We start from the raw sequence: 13,435 nt of genomic DNA, 5'->3' as shown, positions 1-13,435 counted from the left end.
AACTGACCACATCGCACAGCGAGCGCAGGCGGCGGTAGCCGATCGCCAGCAGGGTGACAGAGGAAACTGAGGCATCACGCCCACAATAGACTGATGTCTAGACTGCCCCCTACAGGTGATTCAATAATATCAGAGGGAGGCCGTCCCTTAATCCCTTTTTTCAGGTGTTTAGTGCAGGGTGTCCCTCCCTTTGATGGCTTGGGCAAGGAACCGATGGAGGTCATCAAAGCTGCCCACGTAGGCGGGTACAGGAGCATCATAGCCCTTGAGGTTCAGCACTTGGGGTCGAAAGGGGACAACGGTTGGACAAGACTGCACAAGGTAGTGGTAGGTGGTTGCCCCCATAGCCAGATCAGCGGCAATGGTTTTGGTGGCACTCTCAAGGCGAAAGGCAGCGTTAACGGTATCTCCCAGAGCAGTATAGTCGGGGCGATCGCCACTCCCCGTATTACCCACCATGGCATAGCCCGTATTCAAACCAGAACCAATGCGCAGTGGCCACGGCAAGGGATAGTGCTGGTGCAGTTCTCCCGTCATCAGCCGTAAATCCTCTAAGGCAGAGAGGGTGTGGCAAATTTCTTGATAGCCAATCTCCTCGCTTTCGTGGATCCAAACCGCCATGACCGCATCGCCAATGTACTTATCAACCCAACTGCCGTACTGACGAATAATCTCGCCCGCCCGATGAAACCACGTGCCAATTAGCTCCGACAGTAGCTCCTCTTCGAGTTGCCGCGTTAGCTTGGTAAAGTCACGAATATCCACCACCAGAACCGTCAACAGGCGGCGGACATGGAGCAGTGCTGTGGAGGAGCCTTCGGATTGAGGCAAAGACAGAGTGGCATTTTCGGCAAATAGGGAGGCAAAGGGTTCGTTAAAAAAGTCCAGTTCCGTTTGGCCAAAGGTAATGCGATCGCCATTGTGCAGGGCCACGGGAATACTGACGCGGCGACCATTGACGAACGTGCCATTGCGACTGCCGAGATCAATGAGATAAAACTCCCCCTGTCCCATGCGCTGAATCATGGCATGGTTCCGTGACATCCAGCGATCGCTGAGCACAATGGAATTGTCTTCACTGCGGCCAATGGTCCAGCAGTTCCCCCCTGTCAAGGGAAAATAACAAACCGTGTCCTCACTCACCAGTGCCAGATGGGGTTCTGAGGGGGGTGGGGTCTCAAGGTGAACGACCTCAGGGGCGCCGGGAATCTGCGAGAGGGTATGGCGGAGTTGATTAATAATTTGCTGCTGACGCAAAATAATCGCCACTAACTGTTGGGCAGGTAAGGTCTCGAGGATCTTTTGGTCGGGCAAGTTAAAGGTCAGGTCAGCATCCATGGGGGGTAAAATAGGAGAAACACTTTTCATGGTTGCGAAATCACCGTGGGTCAGCTCTCCCCCCAGCGCCACCGATGTGTAGATGTTTCAAAGTCAAATCCAGCAATAGATCCAGTCTAGCAAAGGAGCTTTGTCTGGCTCAATAGATGCAGTTTGTGCGGTAGCACCAATCAACCATAGAACGATCGCCAGAGGAAGCATTAGTCAGCATTTGCCCTCGTAAAAATTATTAACCTTTCCCCTAGGGTTGGGTTGAAGCCCATCCGCTAAAATGATGGCAGCTTTGGGAGGGATTGCTCTCTCCGTGAATGCACTTTGACCTGTCTGCATTTGAGGACAACACTCCATGCGTCGATTGTTAGCCCTACTCCTTGTCTTGACCCTGTGGCTAGGTTTTACCCCTCTAGCCGCCGCTGATGTGGCAGGACTCGTCCCCTGCAAAGATTCTCCTGCCTTTCAAAAACGTGCTGCCGCTGCTGTGAATACCACCGCTGATCCCGCCTCCGGTCAAAAACGGTTTGAGCGCTATAGTCAAGCCCTATGCGGCCAAGATGGTTTGCCCCACCTCGTTGTGGATGGTCGCCTCAGCCGTGCCGGTGATTTTCTCATTCCCAGTGTGCTCTTCCTGTACATTGCCGGCTGGATTGGCTGGGTGGGTCGCGCCTACTTGATTGCTGTGCGCAACAGCGGTGAGGCCAATGAAAAAGAAATCATTATTGATGTGCCCCTTGCCATCAAATGCATGCTCACGGGGTTTGCTTGGCCATTGGCTGCCCTCAAGGAGCTGGCATCGGGTGAACTCACCGCCAAAGACAACGAAATCACCGTTTCCCCTCGCTAGCTTCACTGTTTGTTGACTGTCATAAGGACGACGTACCATGAAACACTTTTTGACCTATCTTTCCACCGCGCCCGTGCTGGCCGCCATTTGGATGACGATTACCGCTGGGATTTTGATTGAGTTTAATCGTTTCTATCCCGACTTGCTCTTCCATCCCCTCTAAGTGAACCCTTAACTTTGGAACAAACTCGGTACAAGGGTGGAACAGCGTTCTGCCCTTTTTTTGTCGCAATTGCTGCCGAGAGGCTATAGAATAGTTATTTGTCCTAAAATAGCAGCCGTAGCCACCAGCGCTGACGCTTGCTGTTAACCCATCCAGTTCAATGAAAGAGGATCCCCATGGCAAAGCGGGTGCAAGTTGTCTTGAATGAAACCGTCAATAAACTCGGGCGAATGGGTCAAGTTGTCGAAGTCGCCCCCGGCTATGCCCGTAATTACCTATTTCCAAGAGGGATTGCCGAGCCAGCAACCCCCAGTGCCCTGCGGCGCGTAGAGCGGCTCCAAGAAAAAGAACGGCAGCGGCTTGCCGAACTCAAAGGCGTTGCTGAAAAACAAAAAGCCACCCTCGAAAAACTGGCCACCATTACCATCTCAATGCCCGTGGGCGAAAAAGATATGCTCTTTGGCAGCGTTACACCCAAAGATGTGGCCGATGCGATTCAAGCGATTACGGGTGAAACCATCGATCGTCGCGAAATAACTCTGCCGGAGATTCGCAAATTGGGCACCTACACGTCTGAAATCAAGCTTCACCCCGAAGTGAGTGTCAAACTCAATATCCAAGTCGTTGCCGATTAGGGCTAGCCTCCTTGATGGTTCAGGAGCCAAGTTTTCAGCCCGATAGCCAACTGATTCCCCCCCAGAACCTCGAAGCGGAAGAGTGGATCTTGGGGGGTATTCTCTTAGACCCGGAAGCGATCAACCGGGTGGTGGATATTTTGCCGGTTGAGGCCTTTTACCTCAGTGCCCACCGCGAGATCTATCGGGCAGCGGTTTCGCTCCACAGTCGCGGTAGTCCCACAGATCTGCTGTGTGTGACTGCTTGGCTACAGGATCAAGGGCTACTGGACAAAGTTGGCGGGCACCCCAAACTGGCAGAACTGGTCGAGCGTACGGTTAGTGCAATTAACATTGATCGCTACGCCCTCTTGGTCAAGGAAAAATACCTGCGCCGTAAGCTTATTGAAGCCGGTACCCATGTGGTGAAGCTGGGTTACGATAGCAGCCTCCCATTGAATGTGATCTTGGATCAGGCCGAGCAGCAGATCTTTAGTGTGACGCAGGATCGGATTCAGCAGGGATTGACCCGCACCGATGAAATTCTTACCCGCACGTTTACGGAATTGGAGCAGCGGGCGATCGGTCATATTCAGCCGGGTCTATCCTGCAATTTCTATGATCTGGACAACATGACCCAAGGCTTCCAGCGATCGGACTTGATTATCATTGCCGGTCGTCCTTCAATGGGCAAGACGGCGATCGCCCTACAGATTGCCCGTCGCATTGCCGAAATTCATAATCTGGGGGTGGCGATCTACAGCCTTGAGATGTCCAAGGAGCAACTGGTGCAACGTCTCCTTGCCAGCGAAGCCCGCATTGACAGCAACTATTTACGGGCGGGGCGCATTAGCCAACACCAGTGGGAACCCCTAAGTCGGGCGATCGGTATTCTCTCGCAACTGCCCATCTACATTGACGACACTCCCAATCCCACCCTTGGGGAGATTCGCTCCACTGCCCGTCGTCTCCATGCCGAGCATCCCAATGGCCTCGGCCTCATTTTGATTGACTATCTGCAACTAATGGGTGGCGAAGAAACTACCGAAGGTCGGGTGCAGGAACTCTCCAAAATTACCCGCTCCCTCAAGGGACTGGCGCGGGAACTCAATGTCCCTGTCATTGCCCTCTCCCAACTCAGCCGCAGTGTTGAATCACGGCAAAATAAACGCCCCCTGATGTCTGATTTGCGCGAATCCGGCTCTATTGAACAGGATGCCGACTTAGTGATTCTGCTGTACCGCGATGAATATTACAACCCTGACACCCCCGATCGCGGCATTTGTGAACTCCTGATTGCCAAGCACCGCAATGGCCCAGTGGGCACCGTCAAGCTCCTCTTTGACCCCCAATACACTCGCTTTGAAAACCTTGCCCGCGATTAGTCGAGTGGGGAGAGCGTTCTGTTTCCTCACCTTGGAGGTTCGGTGTCAACGATAATTGCTCGTATCTATACTGGGGTCATGTCCTGATGAGGAAACCCATCAATGCGTACGACTTTTGCTCAACCAGCAACAAAATGTGTCTCGGCCACCTTCAAGGAAGAGGCCAAAGTCAAAGAGGCGATCGAACGACTCTTGAATCGCGGTGTGCTCAAGGAAAATATCTCAATCATTGGCCGCAATTTTCAGTCTGAAGCCCGCATTAGTGGATTTATTACTAAGAAAGATATTATTTTGGATGGCGTCACCACGGGTGCCCTCTATGGCTCGGTGTTTGGTTCACTGCTGAGTTTGCTGACCGGAGTCGGCGTTCTGTTTATTCCTTTTATTGGCGTTGTGGCTGCTGCTGGCCCTCTGGCGGCTGCCCTTTTGGGGGCGACCAGTGGTGCGCTCTATGGTGCTTTGGGCGCCGGCCTAGGATCCGCACTGATTTCCTTGGGGATGCCGCAGGACAAAGCTGCCATTTATCAAACGCGGGTACAGGCAGGTGAATTTTTGCTGGTCGTTGAAGTCCCTGAGGACAAAGCCGGCGAGATTTTTCTCCTATTGCAATCCGCTGGCGGTCAAGAGGCAGCCATTACGGAGATGCAAATTCCGCGTCAGCCTGAGGGGCAGTTGTCTGGGCCAGAGGATATTTCCCCAGAGGTACGCGCAGATCTCTCGGAGGCCGCTCAGTCTAAATTTGTCGAAGCCTACAACGAGGCGCTGAAGGAGTCCAACGATGAAAAAAATGCCCTCATTAAGGCGTGGGAGCACATCAAACGCCTCTTCCAACGGGATGATAAAGGCATCTACGGCAGTTAGGCGTTAGCCCCTGCTCCCCCTTCATTGCGCTTGAGGGGGGACTAACAACTATTGAGTTTGCATGACTTTAATTCTCCTGTGGCCGCGATCCGCCAAACAGCCAATGGAGGTTGACCCCCACCCCCGGCGACCCCTGACCGACAAGACCTGCATTGGGAATACTGCTGCCGACTGCCGTTGATCCATAGAGATCAATGCCTAGTCCCCACTGGGGCACGACGTAACGCAAGCCGGCACTATAGACCCCCGTTTGCCCAAAGACCGGCGTGGCTTCGGCAATGAATTGGAGGTTGCGGACTACCTCAACATTGAGGCCGACCCCCACACCACCGACGATTTTTTGGCTGGGACTAAAGATGCCCAACTTGGGATTCAACAGGAGTGCCACATTCTTGGTTGGCTCATACATAAAGGCCAGTTCCAAGCCGCCTAGGGAACGACTGCCACCTCCCCCCTGCTTAATGCCACGATTAAATGAGCCTTGAAAGGCCAAAGAAAAGGGATCCCCTTGAGCCTGATCGAGGAAACGCAACTTCGCTGCTAGCCCCAACTGCAAGTTACCGCTGTAGTTGATGTTTTCGATGAGGGTTTCGCCGCGTTCCCACTGTTCAATGGCAATGGCAAATTGGGCATCGTAGGCAAGACCAAAGCCCACTTGAAAACCGGTTCCTGTGGTGCCGCTATTGCCCCGCAGGTGCAGCATCCCCGGATCAAGGGTGCTGGGGGAGGTAAGGGTGAGGCCATTGAGTAAAAGCTGGCGATCGCGATCCGTGAGGGGTTGCCGCGGCCCACTGCGAAAACTGGGCAAAAAGGGTGGCGCAAAATCAGGCCCCATATTGGGGGTATAGCTTAATCCCGCCATGACACCCACTTGATCCGCACCGGGCAAAAAAGCCAAGGTACGACTTGCAGGTGTAATGCCAAAGGCGTTGGTGGCTGCCAAATCAATACTCACTGAAGGGTTCACTAGAAAGCGCACACCGGCACTCCACACGGGCAGGTTGACGATCGCGCCATCGCTACTGCGCACGGCATTGCCCCCCGGACCGACGGGCATATTGACATCGGCAAAAAGATTAAAGCGAGGATGGGGCTGCCAACTGATGCCTGTGCCAAAGTTGAAGTTCGTGCCGTAAAATTCCCCTCCCTTGTTCACTGTGTCGGGAAAATAGGTGAGGTTGGGCGTAAAGTGCCACTGCAACTGGGGATTAAAGGAATAGGTCATTGGCGCTTGCAATGAGGCGGCAACCGTCCAAGTACCTGCTTGGGCAGCACCCGGCACAAAGAGGAAATTGTCCGATCGCACCCGTACTGCCTCTAGGGAGCCAGCCACAGCCACCGATAGATTCTCGCCGCGATGCACTTGATATTTGAGACCAGCAGCGATCGCCCCAAACTGAAGGTCGGGCTGTAGCCCCTTCACCAAGCGTCCCAAGGGATCGTCGTAGTAATTGCCACTAAAGCTCACTTGCAAGCGATGATTGATCGCATAGTCAATGGAGCCATAGAAAATTTGCAGACCGCCGCCGCCCCCAGCCACTTGGGGATCATAGTTGCGAATTCCCCCCCGTAGTTCAAGGGTTTGCTCCGGCAGGATATTGGCGGTCTCCAAGTTAAAGAGACGGGTGGGCGGACGCATTAAGGGAGGAATGCGATACTGGGGTTCCTCGGCAATGACGGGTGTCGGTGCCTGCTCAGCTACAGGGGGCAAAATGGGTTGCGCCAGTTCTTCTGGCGTTGCTGGCTGCCACGGGCGATCGCCCCTAGGTTCGGGAACGGCTTGCCATTGGGGCAGTGCTTCCACCGTTGGTGCCACTTCAAAGGTGGGGTGAGTTATTGGCCGAGCCTCAATTTGCCATTGGGGCGGGCTAGATTGCGCCGTTGCCGCGAGGGGCAGCCATACACCTGCACTAAAGCCAAGGGCCAGCGTCCATTTGCCATTCATGCCACATCACTCACACCACCATCTCTCCCAGTTAAACCGATCGCTCCCCTTTCTGGCAAATTTATTCCCACTCAATGGTTCCCGGTGGCTTGGAGGTAATGTCATAGACCACCCGATTCACCCCCGGCACCTCGTTGACAATGCGGTTGGAAATGCGCTCGAGGAGATCGTAGGGCACCCGTGCCCAATCAGCGGTCATTCCATCTTCACTGGTGACAAACCGCAGCACCACTGGATAGGCATAGGTTCGCTGATCGCCCATTACCCCCACAGTGCGAATCGGCAGCAGCACCGCAAAGGCTTGCCAAAAGTCGTGGTACATCTCGGCGCGGTTAATTTCCTGCCGCACAATCAGATCCGCATCCCGCAGAATCTCTAGGCGTTCCGGGGTCACTTCCCCCAGAATCCGAATCGCTAAACCGGGACCGGGAAAAGGATGCCGCCGCACAATTTCTTCGGGCAGACCCAGCGATCGCCCCACTTGGCGCACTTCATCCTTGAAGAGCTTGCGCAGGGGTTCCACCAGCTTAAAGCGCAGGTTTTCCGGCAGACCGCCCACATTGTGGTGGCTCTTGATTTTCACCGCTACGCGCTCGCCGGTTTGCGGGTCAATGTTGGTATTTGCCGATTCAATGACATCGGGATACAGCGTGCCCTGAGCAAGGTAGTCAAAAGGCCCTAGCCGCTGCGACTCTTCTTCAAAAACGCGGATAAATTCATGGCCAATGCGTTTGCGCTTTTCTTCGGGGTCTGTGACGCCCACCAGTTGGGCAAGGAAGCGATCGCGGGCATTGACGTACTCCACCTTGATGTGAAACTGCTCTTGAAAGAGCTTGAGGAGTCGCTCCGGTTCGCCTTTGCGCATGAACCCTTGGTCAATGAACATACAGGTGAGTTGATCGCCAATGGCGCGGTGGAGCAAAAAGGCCAGTGTCGAGGAATCCACCCCCCCCGATAGGGCAAGGAGTACCCGTTTGTTCCCCACTTTGGCGCGCACTTCACGGATCGCTTCTTCGACAAAGGCAGCCGTTGTCCAAGTGGGTTCACAATCGCAGATGTGATAGACAAAGTTGCGGATCAGGGCAATACCGCCCACGGAGTGCACCACCTCTGGGTGGAACTGAACGCCATAGAGTTTCCGCTCTGGATGGGCGATCGCCGCCATTGGCGTATTGTGGGTATGCGCCAAGACGCGAAAACCGGGGGGCAACTCGGTGACGCTATCACCATGACTCATCCACATAATTGTTTCTTGCTCAACATTCGTGAGCAGATCCGTGGGGTCGTCAATAAAGAGCGCTGCCTTGCCATACTCGCCAGCGGTGGCTCGCTCCACAGTTCCCCCCAACTGTTGCACCATCAGTTGCATGCCATAGCACACGCCAAGGATGGGAATGCCGAGGTTCCAAATTTCTGGATCACATTGGGGAGCATTCTCGTCATAGACGGAGTTGGGGCCACCGGAGAGAATGATGCCCTTGGGAGCCAGTTGTGCCAGTTGCTCGGCAGTGGTGCGGTAGGAAATGACCTCGGAATAGACTTGGGTCTCTCGAATGCGGCGGGCAATGAGTTCCGAGTATTGCGACCCAAAATCAAGAATGACAATGAGTTGGCGTTGCAGGTCTTGGCCGGCGGCTGTGGCCGGTTGGTGGAGGGTGGAGTGAGTCAACGTTGCAATCCTTCTGATCCCAAATGGCTAATACTTTCCAGAATACCGCCCTTTTCTGAAATATAGTGTAGGCAAATGGGGGTGTGATCCTGTCTGAGAGCGGTCTTGGCTTGCATCGTTGGCTGTATCGCTGCTGTGGCTGGCGGAGGAATCTGCCCAACGATGGTACGATCGCTATCTAAGTAGCGAATGTAACGAATCACCTGCATGAGTGCCCCCCTTACTGTTGAGTCTGTGTTGGCCGTTCTCCGTCCTGTGGAAGATCCCGAGTTACGGCGATCGCTAGTGGAACTCAACATGATCCGCGATGTTGCCATTGAGGATGGCACGGTTCGCTTTACACTGGTACTGACAACCCCGGCTTGTCCCCTACGGGAATTTATTGTCGAGGATTGCAAGAAGGCCGTCTTTACTCTGCCGGGGGTGATGGATGTGCAAGTGGCGGTTACCGCTGAAACGCCGCAGCAAAAGAGCCTGCCCGATCGCACCGATGTAGCAGGAGTCAAGAACATTATTGCCGTCTCCAGTGGGAAAGGGGGGGTCGGCAAAAGTACCGTTGCGGTGAATTTAGCCCTTGCCCTTGCCCAAGCGGGGGCTGCCGTTGGCATTATTGATGCGGATATCTATGGGCCGAATGTTCCCACGATGCTGGGGCTAGAGGATGCCATTGTCGAAGTGCGCAAGGAAGCCAGAGGCGATGTCCTGTTACCTCCGGTAGCTCATGGTTTGAAAGTGGTGTCGATGGCCTTCCTGATTGATCGTGATCAGCCGGTCATTTGGCGCGGTCCCATGCTCAATGGCATTATTCGCCAATTTCTCTACCAAAGCGATTGGGGCGCATTGGACTATCTGATTGTGGATTTGCCCCCCGGCACTGGGGATGCCCAACTCACACTGGCGCAAGCGGTACCAATGGCAGGTGTAGTGATTGTAACAACGCCCCAACCTGTTGCCCTTGGGGATGCACGGCGGGGATTGCGGATGTTTCAGCAGTTGGGAGTCACAGTCCTTGGGCTAGTGGAAAATATGAGCTACTTTATTCCCCCCGATTTGCCCAATCGTCGCTATGACATTTTTGGCAGTGGGGGCGGCGAAGCCTTGGCGGCGGAAATGGGTGTACCCCTTTTAGGACAGGTGCCTTTGGAATTGCCCGTGCGGGAAGGGGGAGATTTGGGTCAACCGATTCTCATTGCGGATCCGCAGTCTGCTTCGGCGCAAGCCCTACGGGCGATCGCCCAACAGGTGGCGGCACGGGTCTCAGTGGCCGCCCTTAGTCCTGTGGGATGAGCAGTAAGCGGCTCAAGATCAAGAATCCCCTTTTTTGGTGGGCGGCTGGCCTCGCCTTAGTTAGCGATCGCCTGACGAAAGCATGGATTGTGGCCACCTATGCCCTAACAGTACCGCCGCAAACAACGCCCATTATCCCCGGTGTCTTTCACATTACCTACGTTACAAATACTGGGGCGGCCTTTAGCCTCTTTGCCAATGGCAGTGTCTGGTTGCGCTGGCTGTCTCTCATCGTGAGCTTGGGTCTGATCACTTGGGCGGTGCTCGGTCCGAGATTAGATCGCTGGCAGCAAGTGGGCTATGGCTGTTTACTGGGTGGCGCCTTAGGCAATGGCATTGATCGCTTTCTCACGGGCGAAGTCGTTGACTTCTTGGATTTTCGCTGGATTCAATTTCCCGTCTTTAACGTGGCGGATATTGCCATTAATATCGGCATTGCGTGTCTTTTGTGGTCGGCATGGCGCCAGCGCTAGCTCGTGCTCCAAGAGAAATCTGCCAAATCCACAAGGAATGTTTCCAGTTCCCCTTGGCGGGTACCGCCGTAGAGGACATTCACTTGATAGACCCATTGATTCGTCCAATCCAGCGCCGTCAACCAGCCACTGCGGCGATGATAAGCACCGGTTTCAATGTCTATCCAGCCAGCACCCCGCACGATTTGTCCTGCTTCGACATTGGGAAACGTAAAGGTAATCGTGTGGCCGACCACAATTGTTTTATCCGCAAAGTAGGGGATGGGGTGGCCTAAAAACGACTCGCGGATCCAGCAGCACTCTTTACTGGTTTGCTGCACTAGGGGCAGTGTTGGATCAAGCCCCGCATGGACGATAAACACCGTTCCCAAATCCTGATAAAAAGGCACTCTGTGCAGCCAGTCGAGGTGCTGCCAAAGCAACTCTGTGGAGGTGTAGCTGGCAAGGGTCTCATCCCCACCACTATTCGACCAGACAAAGAGCCGCGCTGGATTGATTTGTTTATTCTCAAAGGTGAGGAGCATCATGTCTTCGTGGTTGCCGCGCACAGCACCATAGCCACACTGGCGCACTAATTCCACGACAGCGGCACTACTCGGCCCTCGATCCACAAGGTCGCCAAGAAAGTACAGGCGATCGCCCACCCGAGGTGAGATGAGATCCAGTAAACGGCACAGGCCTTCATAGTGACCGTGGACATCCCCAATGAGAACAAGGCGATTGTCCTTTGGCCACGCGGCGCGATCGCCCACTCTCGTCACTCCTAGGGTGTCGTCACGGGTGTGAGGGACAAAGAATTGGGAGCGGCCGGCACTTGAGTCGTGTTCTCATAGCTAGGACCAAGCAATGTCGCTACTGTCAGCACTTGGGGTGGGGTGGCATCGGGTGGGTAGAGTAGATCCACAGTAACATCCCGTTTTTCACCTGGACGCATATTTAATGTCACTAATGGTTCTCCCCGCTGACCCCGCCGCTGTACCAAATGGACATAGCGCTCTTGCCTCTGTCCTAAATCATCTGTAAAGCGAACACGCACCGTTCCCCGGAAAAACACTTGGGGAGCCGGGGGTTCCAAAAATTGGAGGACGACACTGCGGTGATCTTGTTTGAGAGGGGTTTGCAGCGTTAGCACCACCGACTGGAACTGACGGGTATTGTTGACCAAGGGCAAGGTCAAACTATAGTGAACACCATAATTGCCATGGGCGTAGTAGGCGGTGTCTGGATAGCGTACCAACATGGGGGCACTTTGAATTTGACCCGTGCCAAGGGTGCCGCGGTGCAGCGTACTAATGCCATAGGAGATGGCTCGCCCCGGTGCCGGAATCGTTAAAGCCTGTCCATGGGTTTGGCCATCGGTGAGGGTGGCTTGCCAGCGAGAGCCTTGACTGACACCGGCCACACGGCCATAAAAGAAGCGCCCAAACTGACCACTATTGGGGGGCGTGGGTGGAATGTCGCGGGGGGTAACCAGTTGACCGCGATGGAGCATTGCCCACCATTCCTCTAGGGTGGGTGCCCGTTCGGTGCCCTGCTCGTTCATGCGGGCAAACATTGACATTTGCGCTAAGTAAATCGGGCCACTACTTTCTAAATACATCAGGGTGGAACGGCCATTGGAGGAGGAGACCTCACCAAAGGGATTTGTATCCGGGATTAGGGGTAACTTGGGGCCGACGCTGCCATCGGCATTGAGCATAAACTCTGCCCGAACCCGATTGAGTACCGCATTGGGAAATTGAGTGGGCAACGGCAGCGGCAAATTCGCCAGCATCCGCGCTTCGCGAGGGGGAATGGTTATCTGTGAGGGAAAGAACGTCTGCCGTACCCCCCGCAGCACTTGGTTGGTGACGCGACTCCCAGGCCCTGAAAAAACAAAGCCCGTGGGGTTATCGAGCATGGCGGGCAAATTGCGGAAGGGAGCATCTGGCGTACTTAAAAAACTAGCGGCTTGATGAAATCTCACCGTGACATAGCGATCCGTTGGGTTATAGGCAAGCAGCCCCAAATAGAGGGTTGGCGTACTCACCGCCCGATTGGATTGGGTAATGTGGTGGGCAAAGACATCAAAGCGCCCCTCTAAGGGATAGTTGAGGTGAGCCGCCGGTTGCCATTTCCCGTGGGGTGGAAAGGTGGAGAGGAGAATCCCCTCAGAGCGCACCATCTCTGGACTATTGCTGTTAAACACGGGGACATCGTCCAACTTGCCGGGTAAAGGACGAATGTCTTGGGGGAAGTAGGCAAAATTGGTGGGTGTGACGTAGGCCGTTGCCGCAGGTGGCGAGGGGACTTCAGGGGGTCTTAGATTGGCGGGTACAGTATTGGCTTGGACAACAACATTCGAGCGAAGCGAATATCCCTGTACCAGAGTGGATGCATGTTGGGGTGGAGTTGCTAGAGCGGCTTGTGCCACAAGAATGGGAGCAAGCATATTCGATCCAAACCACAGCATTACATGAGTGAGCAGTTCGCAAAAGTCAGGACAGGATCATCGTTTCTGCCCAAAAGTTGCATTCCCAAAGTATAGCCTAGGTTTGTAGAAAATCCGCTCAAGACCGCATAGAGCTCGCGGCATGAACGTAATTCCGGTTTAGCTTGCTGCGCGTAATGCCAGCCTAGAACTGGGTTTCAGACTGCGCCAAGTGCTGATTAGAAAGTGGTCTAGGCCAATTCTCGATTGTTCAGTGTCCTATAGATTGGCCACGCTCAGCACTGGACAAGTTGATGCAGGATAGCCTCTGATCTGCTGGAGGTATCCCTTATTTTAGAGTAAGTTCTGTATCCCTAGATTGGTGTCAAATATTCAGAAAATCTAAAGAAACTCAACAAAGTCTTAAGGTTTTTGCTGCCATGTTTATA

At 54.2% G+C, this 13,435-nt stretch carries 13 protein-coding genes; 7 read left to right on the top strand and 6 right to left on the bottom strand.

Annotation, left to right across the window (positions count from 1 at the left end):
- Positions 1–168: 168 nt before the first annotated feature.
- Positions 169–1,368: an adenylate/guanylate cyclase domain-containing protein gene (locus RHH53_RS02445; protein ID WP_206200910.1), complete on the bottom strand. Its 1,200-nt coding sequence runs from the start codon at positions 1,366–1,368 to the stop codon at positions 169–171.
- A 316-nt stretch (positions 1,369–1,684) separates the two neighbouring features.
- Between RHH53_RS02445 and RHH53_RS02440 the strand changes: the two genes are divergently transcribed.
- The 5 genes from RHH53_RS02440 to RHH53_RS02420 all read left to right on the top strand — a co-directional run bounded on the left by RHH53_RS02440 (position 1,685) and on the right by RHH53_RS02420 (position 5,202).
- On the top strand, positions 1,685–2,179 hold the full coding sequence (locus RHH53_RS02440) for a Photosystem I reaction center subunit III (RefSeq protein ID WP_206200909.1): 495 nt from the start codon (positions 1,685–1,687) through the stop codon (positions 2,177–2,179).
- 37 nt (positions 2,180–2,216) lie between these two features.
- Positions 2,217–2,342, top strand: coding sequence for a photosystem I reaction center subunit IX (psaJ, locus tag RHH53_RS02435; RefSeq protein ID WP_011058244.1), 126 nt, complete (start codon positions 2,217–2,219; stop codon positions 2,340–2,342).
- A 176-nt stretch (positions 2,343–2,518) separates the two neighbouring features.
- On the top strand, positions 2,519–2,977 hold the full coding sequence (gene rplI, locus RHH53_RS02430; RefSeq protein WP_302678747.1) for a 50S ribosomal protein L9: 459 nt from the start codon (positions 2,519–2,521) through the stop codon (positions 2,975–2,977).
- 14 nt (positions 2,978–2,991) lie between these two features.
- Entirely contained in the window at positions 2,992–4,341 is a 1,350-nt protein-coding gene (gene dnaB, locus RHH53_RS02425; RefSeq protein WP_310744039.1) for a replicative DNA helicase, read from the top strand.
- A 102-nt stretch (positions 4,342–4,443) separates the two neighbouring features.
- Positions 4,444–5,202 carry a ChaB family protein gene (locus RHH53_RS02420; RefSeq protein ID WP_302677228.1) on the top strand — a complete coding sequence of 253 codons (759 nt, stop codon included), beginning with the start codon at positions 4,444–4,446 and terminating at the stop codon, positions 5,200–5,202.
- Between the two features lie 67 nt (positions 5,203–5,269).
- Here the strand turns inward: RHH53_RS02420 and RHH53_RS02415 are convergent, their stop codons facing one another.
- The 3 genes from RHH53_RS02415 to RHH53_RS02405 all read right to left on the bottom strand — a co-directional run bounded on the left by RHH53_RS02415 (position 5,270) and on the right by RHH53_RS02405 (position 9,025).
- Complete coding sequence (locus tag RHH53_RS02415) at positions 5,270–7,147, bottom strand: hypothetical protein (RefSeq protein WP_206200906.1); 1,878 nt, start codon at positions 7,145–7,147, stop codon at positions 5,270–5,272.
- A gap of 61 nt (positions 7,148–7,208) precedes the next feature.
- Positions 7,209–8,816, bottom strand: a complete 1,608-nt coding sequence (gene guaA, locus RHH53_RS02410) for a glutamine-hydrolyzing GMP synthase (RefSeq protein ID WP_310744038.1) — start codon at positions 8,814–8,816, stop codon at positions 7,209–7,211.
- The gene (locus RHH53_RS02405; protein WP_302678745.1) at positions 8,813–9,025 is read right to left on the bottom strand and encodes a hypothetical protein; all 213 of its coding nucleotides are present in this window, start codon (positions 9,023–9,025) and stop codon (positions 8,813–8,815) included. Before RHH53_RS02405 ends, guaA begins: the two co-directional genes overlap by 4 nt.
- Here RHH53_RS02405 and RHH53_RS02400 point away from each other — a divergent pair.
- Both RHH53_RS02400 and lspA read left to right on the top strand, forming a co-directional pair.
- A complete protein-coding gene (locus RHH53_RS02400; RefSeq protein WP_149820305.1) occupies positions 9,024–10,103 on the top strand; it encodes an Mrp/NBP35 family ATP-binding protein in 1,080 nt (359 codons plus the stop codon). The genes RHH53_RS02405 and RHH53_RS02400 overlap by 2 nt on opposite strands.
- Positions 10,100–10,576 carry a signal peptidase II gene (gene lspA, locus RHH53_RS02395; RefSeq protein WP_206200904.1) on the top strand — a complete coding sequence of 159 codons (477 nt, stop codon included), beginning with the start codon at positions 10,100–10,102 and terminating at the stop codon, positions 10,574–10,576. Before RHH53_RS02400 ends, lspA begins: the two co-directional genes overlap by 4 nt.
- Here lspA and RHH53_RS02390 read toward each other — a convergent pair.
- Together RHH53_RS02390 and RHH53_RS02385 are read right to left on the bottom strand one after the other, a co-directional pair.
- Complete coding sequence (locus RHH53_RS02390; RefSeq protein ID WP_310437963.1) at positions 10,573–11,328, bottom strand: metallophosphoesterase; 756 nt, start codon at positions 11,326–11,328, stop codon at positions 10,573–10,575. The genes lspA and RHH53_RS02390 overlap by 4 nt on opposite strands.
- Positions 11,329–11,339: 11 nt before the next feature.
- Positions 11,340–13,007, bottom strand: coding sequence for a DUF3370 domain-containing protein (locus RHH53_RS02385; protein WP_302678743.1), 1,668 nt, complete (start codon positions 13,005–13,007; stop codon positions 11,340–11,342).
- Positions 13,008–13,435 lie beyond the last annotated feature (428 nt).

The sequence above is a fragment of the Thermosynechococcus sp. PKX82 genome, from assembly GCF_031583255.1.
Classification (GTDB): Bacteria; Cyanobacteriota; Cyanobacteriia; order Thermosynechococcales; family Thermosynechococcaceae; genus Thermosynechococcus.
This window is presented reverse-complemented; position numbering and strand designations above follow the sequence as displayed.

Coding starts and splice junctions, on each gene's coding strand:
- RHH53_RS02445 (WP_206200910.1), bottom strand. CDS start 1,368: ATGAAAAGTGTTTCTCCTATTTTACCCCCCATGGATGCTGACCTGACC.
- RHH53_RS02440 (WP_206200909.1), top strand. CDS start 1,685: ATGCGTCGATTGTTAGCCCTACTCCTTGTCTTGACCCTGTGGCTAGGT.
- psaJ (WP_011058244.1), top strand. CDS start 2,217: ATGAAACACTTTTTGACCTATCTTTCCACCGCGCCCGTGCTGGCCGCC.
- rplI (WP_302678747.1), top strand. CDS start 2,519: ATGGCAAAGCGGGTGCAAGTTGTCTTGAATGAAACCGTCAATAAACTC.
- dnaB (WP_310744039.1), top strand. CDS start 2,992: ATGGTTCAGGAGCCAAGTTTTCAGCCCGATAGCCAACTGATTCCCCCC.
- RHH53_RS02420 (WP_302677228.1), top strand. CDS start 4,444: ATGCGTACGACTTTTGCTCAACCAGCAACAAAATGTGTCTCGGCCACC.
- RHH53_RS02415 (WP_206200906.1), bottom strand. CDS start 7,147: ATGAATGGCAAATGGACGCTGGCCCTTGGCTTTAGTGCAGGTGTATGG.
- RHH53_RS02400 (WP_149820305.1), top strand. CDS start 9,024: ATGAGTGCCCCCCTTACTGTTGAGTCTGTGTTGGCCGTTCTCCGTCCT.
- RHH53_RS02405 (WP_302678745.1), bottom strand. CDS start 9,025: ATGCAGGTGATTCGTTACATTCGCTACTTAGATAGCGATCGTACCATC.
- lspA (WP_206200904.1), top strand. CDS start 10,100: ATGAGCAGTAAGCGGCTCAAGATCAAGAATCCCCTTTTTTGGTGGGCG.
- RHH53_RS02385 (WP_302678743.1), bottom strand. CDS start 13,007: ATGCTTGCTCCCATTCTTGTGGCACAAGCCGCTCTAGCAACTCCACCC.